This window comes from Psychrobacter sp. AOP22-C1-C5, from assembly GCF_052378885.1.
In the GTDB taxonomy this organism is placed as follows: Bacteria; Pseudomonadota; Gammaproteobacteria; order Pseudomonadales; family Moraxellaceae; genus Psychrobacter.
Window position 1 is genome coordinate 23,351 of sequence record NZ_JBQSYC010000002.1, and the last position, 18,125, is coordinate 41,475.

14 protein-coding genes are annotated in these 18,125 nt (G+C 43.3%); 10 read left to right on the forward strand and 4 right to left on the reverse strand.

Going from position 1 to position 18,125, the window contains the following annotated elements; genetic code table 11:
* Nucleotides 1–258: 258 nt before the first annotated feature.
* From ACT3TH_RS02550 to scpB, 5 genes are all read left to right on the forward strand, one after another.
* A complete protein-coding gene (locus ACT3TH_RS02550) occupies nucleotides 259–1,353 on the forward strand; it encodes an LpxL/LpxP family acyltransferase (protein ID WP_444754291.1) in 1,095 nt (364 codons plus the stop codon).
* Nucleotides 1,354–1,479: 126 nt separating this feature from the next.
* Nucleotides 1,480–2,580, forward strand: a complete 1,101-nt coding sequence (trpS, locus tag ACT3TH_RS02555) for a tryptophan--tRNA ligase (RefSeq protein ID WP_444754292.1) — start codon at nucleotides 1,480–1,482, stop codon at nucleotides 2,578–2,580.
* 54 nt (nucleotides 2,581–2,634) lie between these two features.
* Entirely contained in the window at nucleotides 2,635–3,246 is a 612-nt protein-coding gene (locus ACT3TH_RS02560) for an O-methyltransferase (RefSeq protein WP_444754293.1), read from the forward strand.
* Between the two features lie 2 nt (nucleotides 3,247–3,248).
* A complete protein-coding gene (locus tag ACT3TH_RS02565; protein WP_444754294.1) occupies nucleotides 3,249–4,088 on the forward strand; it encodes a segregation and condensation protein A in 840 nt (279 codons plus the stop codon).
* A 282-nt stretch (nucleotides 4,089–4,370) separates the two neighbouring features.
* Complete coding sequence (gene scpB, locus ACT3TH_RS02570; RefSeq protein ID WP_444754699.1) at nucleotides 4,371–4,922, forward strand: SMC-Scp complex subunit ScpB; 552 nt, start codon at nucleotides 4,371–4,373, stop codon at nucleotides 4,920–4,922.
* A 179-nt stretch (nucleotides 4,923–5,101) separates the two neighbouring features.
* Here the strand turns inward: scpB and lolA are convergent, their stop codons facing one another.
* The 3 genes from lolA to rplU all read right to left on the reverse strand — a co-directional run bounded on the left by lolA (nucleotide 5,102) and on the right by rplU (nucleotide 6,820).
* A complete protein-coding gene (gene lolA, locus ACT3TH_RS02575; RefSeq protein WP_444754295.1) occupies nucleotides 5,102–5,788 on the reverse strand; it encodes an outer membrane lipoprotein chaperone LolA in 687 nt (228 codons plus the stop codon).
* A gap of 371 nt (nucleotides 5,789–6,159) precedes the next feature.
* On the reverse strand, nucleotides 6,160–6,417 hold the full coding sequence (gene rpmA / locus ACT3TH_RS02580; RefSeq protein ID WP_444754296.1) for a 50S ribosomal protein L27: 258 nt from the start codon (nucleotides 6,415–6,417) through the stop codon (nucleotides 6,160–6,162).
* A gap of 91 nt (nucleotides 6,418–6,508) precedes the next feature.
* On the reverse strand, nucleotides 6,509–6,820 hold the full coding sequence (gene rplU, locus ACT3TH_RS02585) for a 50S ribosomal protein L21 (RefSeq protein ID WP_057761012.1): 312 nt from the start codon (nucleotides 6,818–6,820) through the stop codon (nucleotides 6,509–6,511).
* A 655-nt stretch (nucleotides 6,821–7,475) separates the two neighbouring features.
* Here rplU and ACT3TH_RS02590 point away from each other — a divergent pair.
* The 5 genes from ACT3TH_RS02590 to hemB all read left to right on the forward strand — a co-directional run bounded on the left by ACT3TH_RS02590 (nucleotide 7,476) and on the right by hemB (nucleotide 16,853).
* Nucleotides 7,476–8,501, forward strand: a complete 1,026-nt coding sequence (locus ACT3TH_RS02590; RefSeq protein ID WP_444754297.1) for a polyprenyl synthetase family protein — start codon at nucleotides 7,476–7,478, stop codon at nucleotides 8,499–8,501.
* A gap of 616 nt (nucleotides 8,502–9,117) precedes the next feature.
* Complete coding sequence (locus ACT3TH_RS02595; protein WP_444754298.1) at nucleotides 9,118–10,509, forward strand: efflux RND transporter periplasmic adaptor subunit; 1,392 nt, start codon at nucleotides 9,118–9,120, stop codon at nucleotides 10,507–10,509.
* Between the two features lie 35 nt (nucleotides 10,510–10,544).
* A complete protein-coding gene (locus ACT3TH_RS02600) occupies nucleotides 10,545–13,775 on the forward strand; it encodes an efflux RND transporter permease subunit (protein ID WP_444754299.1) in 3,231 nt (1,076 codons plus the stop codon).
* Nucleotides 13,772–15,577: an efflux transporter outer membrane subunit gene (locus ACT3TH_RS02605; protein ID WP_444754300.1), complete on the forward strand. Its 1,806-nt coding sequence runs from the start codon at nucleotides 13,772–13,774 to the stop codon at nucleotides 15,575–15,577. The genes ACT3TH_RS02600 and ACT3TH_RS02605 overlap by 4 nt, the downstream gene beginning before the upstream one ends.
* A 268-nt stretch (nucleotides 15,578–15,845) precedes the next feature.
* Nucleotides 15,846–16,853, forward strand: a complete 1,008-nt coding sequence (gene hemB / locus ACT3TH_RS02610; RefSeq protein ID WP_444754301.1) for a porphobilinogen synthase — start codon at nucleotides 15,846–15,848, stop codon at nucleotides 16,851–16,853.
* 185 nt (nucleotides 16,854–17,038) lie between these two features.
* Here hemB and ACT3TH_RS02615 read toward each other — a convergent pair whose 3' ends face one another.
* Nucleotides 17,039–18,016, reverse strand: coding sequence for a glutathione S-transferase family protein (locus ACT3TH_RS02615; protein WP_444754302.1), 978 nt, complete (start codon nucleotides 18,014–18,016; stop codon nucleotides 17,039–17,041).
* Nucleotides 18,017–18,125: the final 109 nt, after the last annotated feature.

The window sequence follows — 18,125 nt, forward strand, 5'->3', positions numbered from 1 at the left end:
TGTAAGGTTTTTTTATGCCTGTCCTTATAAATTATGTTCATAAACTATTCTAATAAACAATATACAGCGCAGCTTCTAAGATATTAATACTTATGCCAGTACATCAGATATGAATACGTTAAAACAGCTATGCTTTAAAGATTATTGCTTGCAAAGCGTTTGGCGCTACCCCATCATTATACTAAACGTTCATCGTTAACCTTAATGGTATAAGACAACTATAACCCGATGCCATAAACCGTGCTGCAAAAGGATATTATGAAAGCGCCCGAACAATATGATCCCAGTAAACCCTCTTCAAAGACTAGCATGTCATCGCCGACTGTGCAGCCACCCACTAAGTCGCCTGCGATACCTACTGGTACGCCGACGATCACGCAAACTCATAAGCGTACAGCACAGGCTGAGAAAAAGCCCTTCCAATGGGAATTTTTATTACCAAAATACTGGGGTATCTGGTTATTGTTTTTTATAATCTTGCCAATGATGTATTTGCCGCTACGTTGGCAATTTTGGTTGGGACGTCAGCTCGGTATTTTATGCTATAACGTTGCAGGCTCACGTCGCCGTGATACCTTGATAAATCTCAAGCTTGCTTTTCCGGAGAAGCCAGAAGCCGAACGTGAATTAATGGCAAAGCAAGTCTTTGTCAATCAAGGCATCGGCGTGTTCGAAACCTTATGTGCTTGGTTCCGCCCAAATGTCTTTACCCGTACTGTTTCCATTTCTGGACTACAGCATCTTATTAATGCTCAAAAAGACAAGCGTCCTGTGATCCTACTTGGCGCGCATTATACGATGCTTGATTTGGGTGGATTGTTTTGTGCCCAGTTTTTTCCTTTAGATTGTATGTATCGCACACAGAATAATCCGCTACTTGACTGGTTTATTTATAATGGTCGTACCAATCTCTTTGGTAAGCAAATCTCTAGCCGAGATATGCGTAGCTTAGTCACCTCTATCAAAGCAGGACATGTTATTTGGTATTCTCCTGACCAAGATTATGGCCTCAATCAAGGTGTAATGGCACCCTTCTTTGGCGTGCCAGCAGCCACTATTACTGCCGCCCGCCGCATGGCCAAATTGGGTGATAAATCGCGCCCACCCGTGTTTATGGCACTACATACTTATCGACGAACACCAGACAATTTACCAAGTGGTAAACGTCCACACTACCATTTGACTATTACACCAGCGCTAGATAATTATCCAAGCGATGATGAAGTCGCTGATGCGACCCGCGTCAATGAAGTGTTAGAAGGGTTGATTCGGATTGATCCAACCCAATGGATGTGGTTCCATCGTCGGTTTAAAAATGGCCCCGACGGGCGAACCGATATCTATAATAAGTAGGCTTTTATTCCCAACAAAATAACTTGGAAATTTTGCTATACTTTGCGGTTCATATTTTGCACAGTTACGCGCATCCCAACTAAGACGCACCTATAATAATTTGATAAACCAAATAACGGATTTCTCATGAGTAACAACAATATCTCTAATAGTCAAACCTCTGACGGCTTAACTTCTGATAACTCAGCCCAAACCAAACGCATCCTAACAGGTATCAAACCAACGGGTATTCCGCATTTGGGCAATTACGTCGGCGCCATTCGTCCCGCGATTGAATCCATTCAAAACAGCGATCACGAAGCGTTTTTCTTTTTGGCGGACTATCATGGTATTATCGGCTGCTATGATCCAGCGATTATCCATGAGTCGACCAAAACTATTGCTGCCACTTGGATTGCGTGTGGCCTTGATCCTGAACGCGTGACCTTTTATCGTCAATCAGATGTGCCTGAGATTTCCGAGCTTGCTTGGATTTTAAATTGTTCATGTGCCAAAGGCCTGATGAATCGTGCTCACGCTTATAAAGCATCTGTCGATATCAACATGGCAAAAGGTGATGTCGATCCTGATCAGGGCGTAACGATGGGTCTATTTGGCTATCCGGTGCTCATGGCCGCTGATATTTTAATGTTTAATGCAACCCACGTACCTGTCGGCCGCGATCAAATACAGCACATTGAGATGGCACGTGATATTGCCGGTACGTTCAATCATCGCTATAAACCACTATTTACCTTACCATCCGCTGTCGTTGACAATGACATACCGCTATTGACTGGACTGGATGGTCGCAAGATGAGTAAGAGTTATAGCAACACCATCCCGCTATTTGGTGAGCCTAATCCACAGGTAAGTCCTGAAAAACAGATGCATAAAGCAATTATGAAAATTGTGACCAACTCACAATTGCCTTCTGAACCAAAAGATCCTGATGACTCTGCTATCTTTGAGATTTACAAAGCCTTTGCTACCCCTAAAGAGATTGCGGACATGCGCGCACAATATGCAGCTGGTATCGGCTGGGGTGATGCCAAGCAAGCCTTGTTTGATAAAATCAATAGCGAGATTGCTCCGTTCCGCGCGCGCTATGAAGAACTGATGGCTAATCCAAAGGAGCTAGAAGAAATCCTGCAAATGGGAGCAGAAAAAGCCCGTCGTCATAGTCGTAAGCAGCTAGATAAAACGCGCCGCGCGATTGGTATTCGTCCGCTTGCTAAGCTTAAATAGTAACAATATAAAAATCTACGAACTTAAAGTAGAAGCATAAACAAGGTATCGCTGATGTCAAGGCTTAACGTATTTAACGACACGTATTTTTTGTCTTATTGTCAGAGCTTATACGAGGCTGATAGCGCGTATGACAGCGAGCAGACGGACAGACTAAATCGTCATCGTCACTTAGAGCCAGAGTCTGCCATGTTTCTAGCAAGCCTTGTTATGATGCAAAAGCCTAAAGAAATATTGGAAATTGGTACTTCAACTGGATTCTCTACTTTGTGGCTTGCTTATGGCTTACGTCACGACTCTCACGCTCATTTTACCTCGTTAGATATAGATGAAGAAAGAAGTGACATTGCTAGACAACATCTGCAAGCGGTCGGGCTATCGGATCTGGTTGATATAAGAGTGCAAGATGCTTTCGAGTTTTTAAATCAAAACGATAAGACTTTCGATTTTATATTTTTGGATGCAAAGCGGCAGTTTTATTGCGATTATATTGCCTCTCTACACCGCTCACTCACGATTGGTAGCGTTCTTGTTGTAGACAATGTCATTTCTCATTGTGATGAGGTTTGCCAATTTTTAGCAGCCTTTACAGACGATACCCGTTATATTTGTCATACGTTAGAGATGGGTTCAGGCTTATTTATGGCAGTGCGTCAGGAACCTTAACTATGACAGATATGTTTGATACTAGCGCTATCCGTATCTACCAGACACCAGTGCAGCATTTGCCAGATGATTTGTATGTACCCCCGCAAGCGTTTGCTATTTGGTTGGAGCAATTTGCTGGACCATTAGATTTTTTGTTGTATCTCGTCAAAAAAAGCAATGTCGATTTGACGCAGCTGCCTATCTTGCCCATCACTGAGCAGTACTTGGCTTATATCAGTGAACTGGACACGGCACATTTTGAGTTGGCAGGTGATTATTTATTGATGGCCTCAACATTGATTGCCATCAAAACTGAGCTTCTACTGCCTAAACCAGAAACACCTACCGATGAGCGCGACCCAAAGGCCGAGCTTATTGAACGATTAGAAGAATATGCTCAAATCAAAGCGGTCAGTCAGCGTTTAGACAACTTAGTTCGCTTAGAGCGTGATGTGTTTTTGGCGATGGTGAGTATGCCAAGTCAAGAAGTTATGAGTGCTGAGCTGCCAAGTTACTCCCCTACTTTATTGATTGATAGTCTCTTTAAAATGCAACTGCAGCCTGATTATCAGATGCATACTATCAAAGTCGATAGCGTACCGCTCGCTGACCGTATCGCCAGTATCAGTCGCCAGTTAAGTACAGAAGGCGCGCGCTCCTTTTATGATCTATTAGATAAAGCGCAAGGCAAAGTCGGCGTGGTCGTAAGCTTCGTCGCTGTACTGGAGTTAATGAAGCGCCAGCTGATCGGTGTGATGACGACTGATGCAGATAACGACAGCTTAGCAAGCACTACTGATGAGCTTCAATCTGACACTGGAAATCAGCTTGAGCAATTGACGTTGCAGTGGCTGGTTTAGGCAAGAGGCTTTATAGTCGATTTACTTTAAAACCGATACAGTGCTACTGAGATGCTTGCTTGTAGAATAACGGTTTCGCAGCCTCTGTTTAGTAGCAAGCAAGGGAAATTTATATCAGTAGCACGTAGTTATTTACGTATCGATTTTATTTCGAACCAACTATATTATTTCTTACTACTGGCGTGATTAAAAACCCCATAATTAAAGAAGAGTACCTAGCCCATGTTCGATGCGGATGACACCAAGCACGATCACAACACACTAAAACCGTTATCCGCAAACATGCCTTTATCGACTGATGAACAGCAGTACCTTGAAGAGGTAAGCAAGCATATTGAAGTGCTATTACACGCCTCAGAAGCACCGCTTACAGCAAATGATCTTAAAAAGCATTTGTCTGTGTCTACTAAAGAGTTAGAGCAGGCATTAAACGTATTACAAGCGCGTTTAGATCTAGGTGTTCTGAGCTTACATAAGACAGCCAGTGGTTATCGTTTGCAAATCTCAGACACCTATAGTCCATTAATACAGCGCACGTTTCCTCAGCGTCAAGAACACTTGGGCCAAGCATTGCTTGAAACATTGAGCGTCATTGCCTACAAGCAACCTGTGACACGTAGCGACATCGAGCATGTACGCGGTGTGACACTATCAAGCAATATCTTGCGGCAACTGTTTGACAAGGGCTGGATAATGGAAAAAGGCCACAAAGATACCTTAGGGCGTCCAGCACTATTACATACTACTGCCCAGTTTTTAGATGCTTTTGGATTGACAAATCTTAGTGAATTGCCACCGATGCCAGACATAGAAGGTATTCGGGCAATGTCATAACGAGCTTATCTCTATAAAATAGGCTCGATACGCAAAAAACCAAAGTGTTTTCAACACCAACAGCCCATTTTTACATTCATAAAAAAAGGACAGCCCTTATAAGGTCTGTCCTTTTTTATTGTATCAAGCCAGATCAGCTCAACAATGAATGTGACTGATTGACATCATAAGTTCACAACTTATTGATTGATGACATCAACACCCTTTGGTGGCGTAAACTTAAACTGACTGCTACTAATGCTTGGATTTAATTTAATGTTGCTAAACTTAATCGAAGTGGTCTGACCTAAGCTGTCATTTAGTACCATCATTACAGGCTTACCGCCGCTAAAACTCATTGATAGACTTTTAAAGCTGGCACTGTCTGATTTTGGATACAGCACATAGTAGTTTTTATTGTCATACGGTTGAGTAATTTTGAAGTTCTTATCAATTTTACTTGGATCACCTGATAATAAAAGTGCTGGTGTATTACCAATCTGGCTATCGACGTTTTGCTTGGTCGCCTGCTCCAAATCCTTGTCATAAACCCACATAGAGCTACCGTTAGCAACAATTAGCTGCTGTGAAGGTGATTTTGTTTCCCAGCGGAAGTTGTTTGGGCGCTGTACACTCATCGCACCTGAAAAAGTTCCACTATTTGCGCCTTTAGTTGTTTGGCTAAAATTTGCAGTCATACTTTTTGTGTTTGTTAATAACTTATTTAAACGTTTAGCCGCAGTCAAATTATCTGCAGGGGCTGCCGTTGCAGATTGCGTCAATGCAATCATAGGTGCTGCAACACCAAGTGATGTCATTAATACCCCTGTTAAAGCGCCACTCATTATTTTTTGTTTTAGGGTTGTTTGTTTGGTTAATAAAGTCATTATTGTTCCTCTCTCAAAATGCATAATCGCTTAAAATAAAATGTCTTAATAAATTTTTGTTTTCTGTAATTGTCTATTAGGCCAATAAAAATTGGCGCTTATAAACGATTGGGATAGTGTGCCACTTTTTTTATTACGCGCCTAGTCATGATTTGCAATCATTACTACGCCTGCGATACAGGCTTGTAACCATAGTAGTTACACTGTATTAACAGATATGAGCAGATAAATTTGTGGCTCCTTCCTGTCTTTTCATGGAGATTTATCACCGTTTGCAACGATAAAAAAAAGCCCCTACTACCAAATGGTAGTAGAAGCTTTTAGTCATTCCGTTATTTCACTCAAAAGAATAAAATAACATGAATGGTTGATTATGCGTTTTCAACAATAACATAACGACGGTTAAACTTACCTTTGGTCGCAAACTTTACAACACCATCATTTAGTGCAAATAAAGTATGGTCACGACCCATGCCAACGCCTTCGCCTGCATGGAACTCAGTACCACGTTGACGAACGATGATGTTACCAGCAGTAATAGCCTGGCCACCAAATATTTTTACGCCAAGCATTTTTGGGTTTGAATCACGACCGTTACGAGTCGAACCGGCAGCTTTTTTATGTGCCATGAGAAAATCTCCTTGTTAATGTGACTTATCGCTGATGCGACAACTCTTAAGCATTTAGTGCGCTATTTAGCAGTGATAGCTAAATGAGTAATTAGGCATTAATGGCTTTGATTTTTAACAAGGTGTACCATTGGCGGTGACCTTGCTCTTTGTGATAATGCTTACGACGGTTGTGCTTGATGATACGGATTTTTTCGCCGCGACCATGCTCAACAACTTCAACTTCAACGCTAGCGCCATCAACGACAGGCTGACCGATTTTGACGTTATCGCCGTCAACAACCATCAACACGTCTTCAAATTTGATTGTTTCGCCTTTTTCTGCTTTTAGCAATTCAACTTTAAGCAATTCATCGACGACTACACGGTGCTGTTTACCACCAGTTTTGATTACTGCGTACATTGTATGACTCCGTTTAACCCGTGTGCCGTGGCTGATATCATACCAACGCTTTTACGACGAACACGACAGGGAAAAATTAAAGGCAAGATTTTACGTCTTTTTACTTATAAAAGCAAGTCGCACATCTTGTCTTTGTAGGGCAAAGAGCATAAAACACCCATCTCATATCATGCTATGTGACAGTATTTATAAATACACCAGCGATGATGCTAAGTATAAAGACATGCCATACTATAATAATAGATAGTTCTATATGTCTAAGGATGGATATTATAACGCATGTAATCAGTTACTTACAGACTTTTATTAGTCCATTATACGACATCAACTTAATTGACAAATAAAACGTTGCATAGTTATCATTTTCGCAAATATTTATTGATTTCATTCCACTGTACTACAGGGCTAGTATAGATCATAAGCTCTGCGCAAATAACAAGCTTTTGCTCTTTCATTGACATATTTTAACCAACAATTTAAAGAGACAGCTATGCTATTATAGACAAAACGTTGCTTTACCTATAATCACTCTATTATAAAACAGTTACAGCGTTTACCTTGGTTGCCTTGTACCTCTTTTGGATTGAATCAACTATATACTTAGAGTCAAGGCTATAAAAAACTCTCTTTATTCTTATTAATATGACTATTCATTATGACCAGCACCTCTTCAAGTAATAGCCCTTCTACCCTTCAATCTACGCTTAGCTATGCTGACATCCAAAACATTGTGGCTGATGATTTTGAGATTATGGATAAGCAAGTATTTGGTAGTCTTAACTCAAAAGTCAAACTGGTAATGAGTGTCTCACAGCATGTCATCGATGCAGGCGGCAAACGTATGCGCCCACTGATTACCTTGCTATGTGCCCGTATGTTCGATGATGCGCCCTCAAAACAAGCCATGCATTTGGCAGCAATTACCGAAATGCTGCATACCGCAACCTTGGTTCATGACGATGTGATTGATGAGTCAGGTCAGCGCCGCGGCAAACCCACAGCCAATGCCACGTGGGACAATGCGACAGCGGTTTTAGTTGGAGATTATCTGATTGCTCGCGCTTTTAACCTGCTGGTTGGCTTTCAAAGCTTACCCCTATTGCAAGTTTTTTCGGACGGCACCTGTGATATCGCTGAAGGTGAGGTATTACAGCTTCAACACCAGCACAACCCAGCTGCGACAGAAGAGGACTACTTGCGTATTATTGATGGCAAGACCTCACGCTTATTTATGATGGCGACTCAGGGCGCTGCGATTTTACAAGACAAAACAGAGCATATGCAGGCACTGGGTGATTTTGGTCAGCACTTTGGTAATGCGTTTCAGATTATTGATGATGTCCTTGATTATAGTGGTGACAGTGCAGTGATGGGCAAAAACTTGGGCGATGACTTGGCAGAAGGTAAGCCGACTTTGCCTACCATCAAAGCGCTTGAGCTGTTAAAAGACAGCGACTTTGAAGGCTATGATCAATTACGTATCGCTGTACAGACAGGTAAAACACCAAACACTGAGCAGCTTATCGAATTGGTACGCCAATCAGGGTCGTTAGACTATTGTAAGAAGCGGGCGTTAGAAGAAACCAAATTGGCGCAAGAAGCCCTTCATACATTGCCTGATAATCAGTATCGTAAAGGTCTCTATCAATTGACTGAACTTGCCAGCGCTCGCTTACTGTAACTGTAGCTTTGAATGCTACTGTCAATAATATATAGAGTCGAATATTCATCGTTAGAGAAAAAGGATGGAATACTGGAGTCATGCGCAGATTTAAGGGTTGCCAAATTAGTTTTTTTGTTTACAAACCCGATTTATCGCACTTTCAAGACCTTTACGCTCGTATGGCTTTGCTATTTTCACAAAATTTTACAATAGCTTTCAATTGAAGATTGTATGTGTTTGGATTAGCTGGTACTAGCGATAACGCTTACTGTACCGACCTCTACTTCTTTCACGCAAATCTATCTAATCTTTTTTCGTTCTAAATCCTGCGCTCAATTACTTGACTGTGGGGTTACCCCTATAGTTTATAATAACTCATTAAATTTATCAGTCGAATTTGTAGTTTAGCTACAGATTTGAAGTGAAAGACTCCTATTCCCATACTTAACTACTCTTTTGCTACTAGGTGTCCTAGTAGCGAGATTTTGCTAAATAAATGTAATCAAATATTAATTTAGCAGAGATAGTATGGGTGCTTGGAGTAAATACTAATTTTAATATTCGATTCACTAAGATTTATTGATAATTTTTTATACTGTCATTATTTATTTTATACATATTGCCGAGGACATTGATGAAGCATTCTTATCTGGCGCTTGTAATAGCATCTGTACTATCTGGAGCTGTACTTATTGGCTGTGACAAAAACGAGGACGCCGCTGGTGAGCAAGCCGCACAGCAGCAGATGCCGCCTGCGGTGGTCAACGTGCAAACTGTCACTTTCGAGACTGTACCCCAAGTACAAACTTTTTCTGGACGCACAACGGCTTATCAAACCGCTGACGTTCGCCCGCAGGTAAATGGTGTCATTGACGAAGTACTGTTCCGCGAAGGAAGTAACGTCAAAAAAGGTCAACCACTTTATCGCATCAATACTGACAACTATGCTTCTTCTGTCGTTAGTGGTCAGGCCGCTGTGCAACAAGCACAGGCCAATTACCAGACAGCACAAGCAAACACTGCTAATGCAAAAGCTGAGCTGGCCAGCCGTCAAGCCTCATTAGCACAAGCGCAAAATGATCTACAGCGCTTACAAGGCTTAGTGAGCATTGACGCCATCTCAAAACAGCAATATGACCAAGCACAAACGCAAGTACGCACAGCACAAGCGGCGGTACAAAGCGCTGCCGCTGCTGTCGGACAAGCACAAGCCGGTGTCGAAAGTGCAAGAGCAGGTATTCAGACCGCTGAAGCAGGTTTAGATGCTAGTAATTTAGACCTCAACCGTACTATCGTACGTGCTCCTTTAACAGGGCGCACCGACCGCTCTAGTGTGACTGCGGGTACACTTGTAAGCGCCAGTCAAACTGCCCCTTTGGTCACTATTTCACGTCTAGACCCTATCTATGTCGATATCAGCCAATCGTCATCTGAGCTATTAAAGCTGCGTCAGCAAATATCTGAGGGCAAAGCGCAACCAGGTATGAACTCAGTTGAGCTGGTGTTAGAAGACGGCTCAGTCTATCCTGTACGTGGCAAGCTCGCATTGTCTGAAGCGAAGGTTGATGAGTCAACAGGTGCTGTGACCTTGCGTGCCATCTTCCCAAATAGCAATAATATCTTGCTACCTGGCATGTACGTGACTGCCCGCTTGACGCAAAGCGTGATCACCAATGCGGCTTTAGTACCACAAAGCGCTGTGACCCGTACTCCTAAAGGTGATACGCAAGTTTATATCGCTGATACGAACAATAAGATTCAAGTACGTCCAGTTACTATCAATGGCACCTACAATGGGCAATGGGTCGTTACGGATGGCCTACAAGCAGGTGATAAGGTAGTAGTGATTGGTGGTAGTAAGGTCAAACCTGATCAAGAAGTGGTTGTTAAGCCATTAGATAATACTAAGGCTGCGCCTTCTGCACCAAACGCTAAAACGCCGCAGCAAGCTGCAAAAACAGTGGATAATAAGCCAGCTGGTAATAATAATTCTAGTGAAAAACAAACAGAAGCCGCTGCACAATAATTCCATTCAAAGATAGGAAGACTTAGGGATATACTATGTCACGTTTTTTTATTAATCGCCCTATTTTTGCATGGGTATTGGCTATTTTGGTCATGCTCATCGGGGTGATATCGGTCATTAGCTTACCGATTGAACAGTATCCACGTATTGCACCACCGACTATTTCAGTCAGTGCCAGCTATCCTGGTGCTAACGCGCAAACCGTCGAAAACTCAGTAGTACAGATTATTGAACAGCGCATGAAAGGCCTTGATGGTCTCATGTATATGTCGTCGTCGAGTTCCTCGAACGGCAGCGCTTCTGTTACGCTTACTTTTGAAAACGGAACAGATTCTGATACTGCACAGGTACAGGTACAGAACAAACTGCAAGCGGCCATGAGCTCGCTGCCTGAGTCGGTACAGCGTCAAGGTGTCAACGTTAACAAATCCTCTAGCAGCTTCTTAATGGTGCTAGGGTTTGTCTCTGAAAACGACAGTATGGATCGCAGCGATATTGCCGATTATGTCAGCTCGAATGTCGTCGATCAGATCAGCCGTGTTGAGGGTGTCGGTGAAGTTCAGGTGTTTGGTTCTACTTATGCAATGCGTATTTGGTTAGACCCTGCCCGCCTGCGTGCTTATAGTATGGTGCCATCTGATGTGGTCAATGCCGTACGTGCGCAAAACGCCCAGGTTTCTGCAGGACAGTTGGGGCAAGCCCCTGCTAATACTGAACAGCAAGTTATCAATGCCACGGTCACTGTACAAAGCTATCTACAAACTCCTGAAGAATTCAAAAACATCTTATTAAAGACAGACACCTCTGGTGCACAAGTGCGCTTGGGTGATGTCGCAGATGTTGAGATTGGTAGTGAAAACTACAGCGTGGTCTCACTGTATAATGGTCAAGAAGCAGCTGGTATTGGTATTTCATTGGCTGGTGGTGCAAATGCGCTTGAGACTCGTGAAGCGGTTGGTGCACGTATGGCTGAGCTGGAAGCAAACTTCCCAGCGGGTCTAGTATCTGTTGTGCCTTACGACACCACGCCATTCGTTCGTTTGTCTATCGAACAGGTTGTGATGACGCTGTTAGAAGCCATTGTACTGGTATTCATTGTCATGTTCTTGTTTCTACAGAACTGGCGTGCCACGATCATTCCAACACTTGCTGTACCTATCGTACTGCTTGGTACTTTTGCCGTACTTTATGTCGCTGGCTTTAGTATTAACGTGCTTACCATGTTTGCGATGGTACTATCCATCGGTCTACTGGTCGATGATGCCATTGTCGTCGTCGAAAACGTCGAACGTATCTTGGAAGAAGATCCACACATTTCGATCAAAGACGCTACCATACAGTCCATGGGTGAGATCAGTAAGATAGTTATCGGTATTGCATTGATTCTATCTGCGGTATTTGTACCAATGGCCTTCTTTGGCGGTTCAACAGGTGTGATTTATCGTCAGTTCTCTATTACTCTGATCACCAGTATGGTGCTGTCAGCGTTGGTTGCACTTATCTTTACCCCTGCCCTATGTGTGACTTTGCTCAAACGCAGCAAAAGCCACGAAAAAGGCAATAGCGAAAAGCAAAAAGGCTTTTTTGGTTGGTTCAACCGAGGCTTCTTCAAGCTTAGCCGTTCTTATGAAAACTTCGTTGGTAAAAGCATTCGTTTAAAATGGCTATATCTGATTGGCTATGCAGCCATTATCGGTCTTATGGCCGTCGTATTCTTACGTATTCCAGGGTCGTTTTTACCAGAAGAAGACCAAGGTATTATGTTTACCTTAGTTCAGCTGCCTTCTGGTTCGACGCTGGACGAAACGCAAGCAGTACTTGATAAAGTGAGCGATTATTACGAAACGCAAGAAACTGACAATATTGCCTCAGTCTTTACGATTGCAGGTTTCAGTTTTGCCGGACAAGGGCAAAATATGGGACTGGCTTTCGTACGTTTGTCGGACTGGGAAAATCGTTCAGGTGCAGAGAATACTGCGCAGGCGGTTGCTGGTCGAGCAATGGGTTATTTCTTTACCCAGTTGAATGAAGCGCAAGTCTTCGCGATTGTACCACCAGCGATTACTGAGCTTGGTAACGCAAGCGGGTTTGACTTGATGATTCAGGATACAGGCAACTTAGGACACGATGGTCTGCTTGAAGCTCGTAATATGCTTCTAGGTATGGCGGCGCAAAATGAACAAGTCGCCGATGTCCGTCCGAATGGTCAAGAAGATGCGCCGCAGTTAAAAGTTAACATCAACCAAGAACAAGCGGCAGCTTATGGTTTGTCATTGGCCAATATCAATAGTGTTATCTCTACGGCTTGGGGTTCAGGTTATATTAATGACTTCGTTGATCGTGGCCGTATCAAGCGCGTTTATGTTCAAGGCGAACCAGACAGTCGTACCAATCCTGATGATATCGGCAAGTGGTATGTCCGTAATGACTCTGGTGAAATGATCTCATTCGATGCGTTTTCTAGCAGCGAATGGGAGTCTGGGTCACCGCGTCTGACTCGTTATAACAGCTTACCGTCAATGAATATCCAAGGTGCCGCAGCGCCAGGTTTGAGTACTGGTGAAGCAATGAGCGCGATGGAAGCGATGATACAAAATCTACCTGAAGGTGTGGGTTACGAGTGGACGGGTATGTCACTTGAAGAGCAAAAGTCAGGTGCTCAAGCGCCAATGCTTTATGCCTTATCAATCTTAGTCGTATTCTTATGTTTGGCTGCTTTGTATGAGAGTTGGTCTATTCCTTTCTCAGTGCTATTAGTCATCCCGCTTGGTGTATTGGGTGCGGTGATATTTACTTGGTTACGCGGCTTTAGTAATGATATTTACTTGCAGGTGGGTCTGCTTACGGTAGTAGGTCTGTCCGCCAAAAATGCCATCTTGATTATTGAGTTTGCCAAAGAACACCAAGAAGAAGGCTATAGTCTTCAAGAGGCGGTCATGACGGCAGCGCGTCAACGTTTGCGTCCTATTATTATGACCTCGCTTGCCTTTGGACTGGGTGTTGTGCCATTATTTATCGCCACAGGTCCGGGCTCAGGTAGTCAAAACGCCATCGGTACCAGTGTACTTGGTGGGGTTGTTACCGCAACCTTCTTGGGTATCTTCTTTATTCCTATGTTCTATATTTGGGTGCGTAGTTTGTTCCCGCACAAATATGAGAACAACAAACCAAATGATAAAGACGGTGGTAATGGTACGCCTGACCCACACAACCCAACGCCTTCTGAGAGTTACCAGCCTGCAAGCTTTGGAGATAATACACAATGAGTGCTCAAAAAACATTTACCAACAATTCAGTAGCGGTAGCGAACGTCGCTACTGCTGCGCAGCCAGCTTTTTTACGGATGCGCAAAAATGGCGGTCGTCTATTAGGTTTAACCGCTTTAGCGATGAGCATGGCTGCCTGTAACACCATTCCAAAGGCCGATACACGCCCTGTCCTTGCTGAGCCTAACATTCCGATTGGACAAACTTACGGAGCGTTTGATAAAGAGACTGTCAGTACGGCTGAGCAACCAAGTGTTGCCAGTCAGCGTTGGCAAGACTTTTATAGTGATGAGCGTTTAAAAGGTTTGATTGCACTAGGTCTTGAAAACAACAAAGACTTTGAAAGTGCCCGTTTGGCGATTGAAAGAGCACGCGCTCAATATCAGATCACAGACATTAGTGATTTGCCAAGCATTAACGGTACAGCGGGCTACTCTCGTCAGCGTCAAAGAAGCGTTACGAGTGATGGCTATAATGTCAATCTTGGTCTGGCAAATTATGAGCTTGATTTTTGGGGCAGAATTGCCAGTTTAAAAGATCAAGCGCTACAGAATTTTTTATCTACGGCAGCTGCAAAAGACTCAACTCAAATCAGTCTTATTAGTAATATTGCCCAGAGCTATGCCAATTTAAGCTACAGCTTGGCTCAGCTAAAACTGGCAGAAGCAACGGTTGAGAGCCGTGAGCAATCACTATTTATCGCTGGCAAACGTTTTGAAGCAGGCATTGATCCAAAGCTACCTTCTTTACAAGCAAGTGCGTCATTAGAGACGGCTAGACTTGCTGTATTAAGGGCGCAAAGTAGTATTTTAAGATCGCGTAATGCGTTACAGTTTTTGGTTGGTGGACCAATTCCAACCAACTTGATTCCAGCGCCAGCGGTTAGCAACATTACAAATCAGCAAATATTCAATGCTGGATTGCCAAGTGAGTTGCTACGCTACCGCCCTGATGTCCTACAAGCGGAATACAATCTAAAAGCGGCTGGTGCCAATATTGAAGTAGCACGGGCGTCTTACTTCCCCTCAATTAGCTTAGCGAGTAGCGTTGGTGTCAGTAGTGGCAGTTTAGATAGTTTGTTCAAGAGTGGTTCGTTCGGTTGGTCGTTTGGACCAAGCGTTAGTGTTCCTATTTTCGATGCGGGACGCTTAGATGCCAACTATGAGGTCGCTAGAATTGAACGTGAACAGACTTTGGCAGGTTATGAGAGCTCTATTCAGACCGCTTTCCGTGAAGTGTCAGATGTATTAGCGACGCGCGCCACACTTGGCGAGCAGCTCGAATCACAGTATCGTTTGCAAGATAACTTTGAGCAAACGTATCAAATTGCTGATGCACGATTTAAAGCGGGTATTGACAACTACTTGGATGTGCTCGATGCGCAGCGTTCGTTATTTTCAACGCAGCAAGGTATATTGGATTTAGAACTACAAAAAATCATCAGTCAAATTGAGCTATACCAAGTGTTGGGCGGCGGTGCCAATCTAGACGTACCGTCTGTTATACCTGTACCGCAGCATACTAACTTAGCTCAAGTTTTGACGCTACCTGCCAATACCAATAAGGCAAAAGTGGCCAACGCTATTGATGCTGCTGGTTCAGCACGTGTCGCATCTCCGCAAGAAGTTGCCGCTATCAAGCAAGCAAAAGGAGAAGAGGTAACTACCTTCAAACCTACTGCGGTTGTCGATATCAACAATGACGGCAGAAAAGATGCGGCTTTGGGCATAATCACTGACAAAACGATTTTGAATGAAAACAGTGTTGAGCAAGTACCTGTTACGCAGATTATTGAGCCTTAGTATTTGTAAGGCAATCATTTTATGATATTGCTCTGCCCTCACCTTGACCGTCAATTAGTACAAATTGATTAATGCAATCAGCCCTACCGACTTGGTGGGGTTTTTTGCTTTTGTTACCTATGATTGGGTATAGTATGCTCATTCTTTTACCAACATATATGCCATAAAAACTTTACAGCCTACTAAACTGATTGAATAAAGCCGTTTTTTGAGACCATCACCTTTAAAACCAAAACAATGATGATTGACAACTAAATAAGGAAAACTCATGACTTATACTTTTAACCGCCAGTACCCTGAAACTCGCCTGCGTCGCCTGCGTTATAACGATAACGTGCGCTCAATGATACGTGAAGTCGAGCTACACCCTAAGCATTTTATCGCCCCTGTTTTTGTGTTAGAAGGCAATAATCAACGCGAATCTATCGCTAGCATGCCAGGTGTTGAACGTTTATCCATCGATTTGCTCATCGACTATGCCAAAGAGTTGTTAGCAGAAGGCGTGACTACGATTGACATTTTTCCTGTCGTCGATAACTCATTAAAAACGCCTGACGGTAAAGCAGCCTACGACGAAGACGGACTGACGGCACGTGCAGTTAAAGCTGTCAAAGACGCTGTCCCAGAAATGGTGGTAATGACGGATGTGGCGTTAGATCCATATACTTCACATGGTCAAGATGGCTTACTTGATGACGATGGGTATGTCGTTAATGACGCAACGGTTGAGGTTTTGGTCAAACAGGCATTGGTACATGCTCGTGCTGGCGCTGACATCATCTCTCCAAGCGATATGATGGATGGCCGTATCAGAGCCATGCGTCATGCCTTCGAAGCAGAAGGCTTTGTCAACACCGCCATTATGGCCTATTCAGCCAAATATGCATCTGCTTACTACGGTCCGTTCCGTGATGCCGTAGGTAGTGCTGGCAACTTAAAAGGCGGACACAAAAAGCAATACCAAATGGACTTTGGTAATCGCGCTGAAGCCTTGCATGAAGTTGCAATGGACATTAATGAAGGCGCTGACATGGTAATGATTAAACCGGGTCAGCCTTATTTAGATCTTATCCGCGAAGTCAAAAACACCTTTGGCATACCGACGTTTGCTTACCAAGTATCGGGCGAATACGCCATGCATATGGCTGCCATTCAAAATGGCTGGCTAAGTGATGCGGTTATCTTAGAATCTTTGATTGGCTTCCGCCGTGCTGGTGCTGATGGTATCTTGACGTATTTTGCGTTAGAGGCAGCAAGACAGTTGAACAACGCTTAATTTTACTTAATTTGCTTTTGCCTATTGTGAACGTATGGCGCCAGCTGATTGATATCAGCTGGCGCCATTTTTACATTAATCAGTAGACTCATACTATTTACAAAGATCAGCATAGTAAAGCAAAGTACGATACCTTCTAGGCAAGGCGAATGTAATACAGTCAATCGGATTTCTTAAGTTTGGTATTATAAATGATCGCGCTCATGTGGTTCATTAAAATCAAGGACAGGGCCAACAGGTATGATCCCAGTGGGATTAATATTGGCGTGGCTTGTGTAATAATGGGTCTTGATATGATCCATATTGACCGTCTCTGCGATACCAGGTACTTGATATAAATCTCGCAGATAACCCCAAAGGTTTGGATAATCAACGATGCGACGTATATTGCATTTAAAATGCCCGACGTAAACGGCATCAAAGCGCACTAAGGTAGTGAATAAGCGCCAGTCGGCTTCTGTTATCTTCTCACCCATTAAGTAACGATGCTCGGCTAAACGCGCTTCCAATGTATCTAATGCATCAAATAACGCTGTCACTGGCTCTTCATAAGCTTCTTGTGTGGTTGCAAAACCCGCTTTATAGACGCCATTATTCACCGCAGAATAGACGAACTCGTTTATCTCATCAATTTCTTCTAATAATTCTTCTGGTAAGAAATCACCTTCTGTTGCCCCTACTTCATCAAAGGCTGAATTAAACATACGAATAATTTCGGCTGACTCATTGCTCACAATGGTATTGGTTTGTTTGTCCCACAACACAGGAACTGTCACGCGTCCAGTATAGTCTGACTTGGCGGCGGTATACACCTCATACAGATAGCTTGCATCAACAATTGGTTCACCCGTGACACAATCGCCTTCTGCAAATGTCCATCCATTGTCTCCCATAAAAGGGTGTACCACTGACATCGAGATCATATCCTCCAAGCCTTTTAACTTGCGGTAAATCGTGGTCCGATGCGCCCAAGGACAGGCTAAGGATACATATAAATGGTAACGGTTGGCTTCGGCTTTAAACCCACCTTTACCTGATGGGCCTGCGCTACCATCTACCGTTACCCAGTTTCTAAACCCCGCGTCTTCACGCTTAAAGCTCCCACCGTTGGCGTCAGTGTCATACCATTTATCTTGCCATTGACCATCAACTAATAAGCCCATATTTTTTTCCTCTATATTTTAATTTTATTTAAAAACTGCTGAATATCTATTAGTATTCATGTTGAACGCCCATAGGAAAACTACTAGATTGTAGTGCCATTACAGCTGC

Coding starts and splice junctions, on each gene's coding strand:
- ACT3TH_RS02550 (WP_444754291.1), top strand. CDS start 259: ATGAAAGCGCCCGAACAATATGATCCCAGTAAACCCTCTTCAAAGACT.
- trpS (WP_444754292.1), top strand. CDS start 1,480: ATGAGTAACAACAATATCTCTAATAGTCAAACCTCTGACGGCTTAACT.
- ACT3TH_RS02560 (WP_444754293.1), top strand. CDS start 2,635: ATGTCAAGGCTTAACGTATTTAACGACACGTATTTTTTGTCTTATTGT.
- ACT3TH_RS02565 (WP_444754294.1), top strand. CDS start 3,249: ATGACAGATATGTTTGATACTAGCGCTATCCGTATCTACCAGACACCA.
- scpB (WP_444754699.1), top strand. CDS start 4,371: ATGCCTTTATCGACTGATGAACAGCAGTACCTTGAAGAGGTAAGCAAG.
- lolA (WP_444754295.1), bottom strand. CDS start 5,788: ATGACTTTATTAACCAAACAAACAACCCTAAAACAAAAAATAATGAGT.
- rpmA (WP_444754296.1), bottom strand. CDS start 6,417: ATGGCACATAAAAAAGCTGCCGGTTCGACTCGTAACGGTCGTGATTCA.
- rplU (WP_057761012.1), bottom strand. CDS start 6,820: ATGTACGCAGTAATCAAAACTGGTGGTAAACAGCACCGTGTAGTCGTC.
- ACT3TH_RS02590 (WP_444754297.1), top strand. CDS start 7,476: ATGACCAGCACCTCTTCAAGTAATAGCCCTTCTACCCTTCAATCTACG.
- ACT3TH_RS02595 (WP_444754298.1), top strand. CDS start 9,118: ATGAAGCATTCTTATCTGGCGCTTGTAATAGCATCTGTACTATCTGGA.
- ACT3TH_RS02600 (WP_444754299.1), top strand. CDS start 10,545: ATGTCACGTTTTTTTATTAATCGCCCTATTTTTGCATGGGTATTGGCT.
- ACT3TH_RS02605 (WP_444754300.1), top strand. CDS start 13,772: ATGAGTGCTCAAAAAACATTTACCAACAATTCAGTAGCGGTAGCGAAC.
- hemB (WP_444754301.1), top strand. CDS start 15,846: ATGACTTATACTTTTAACCGCCAGTACCCTGAAACTCGCCTGCGTCGC.
- ACT3TH_RS02615 (WP_444754302.1), bottom strand. CDS start 18,016: ATGGGCTTATTAGTTGATGGTCAATGGCAAGATAAATGGTATGACACT.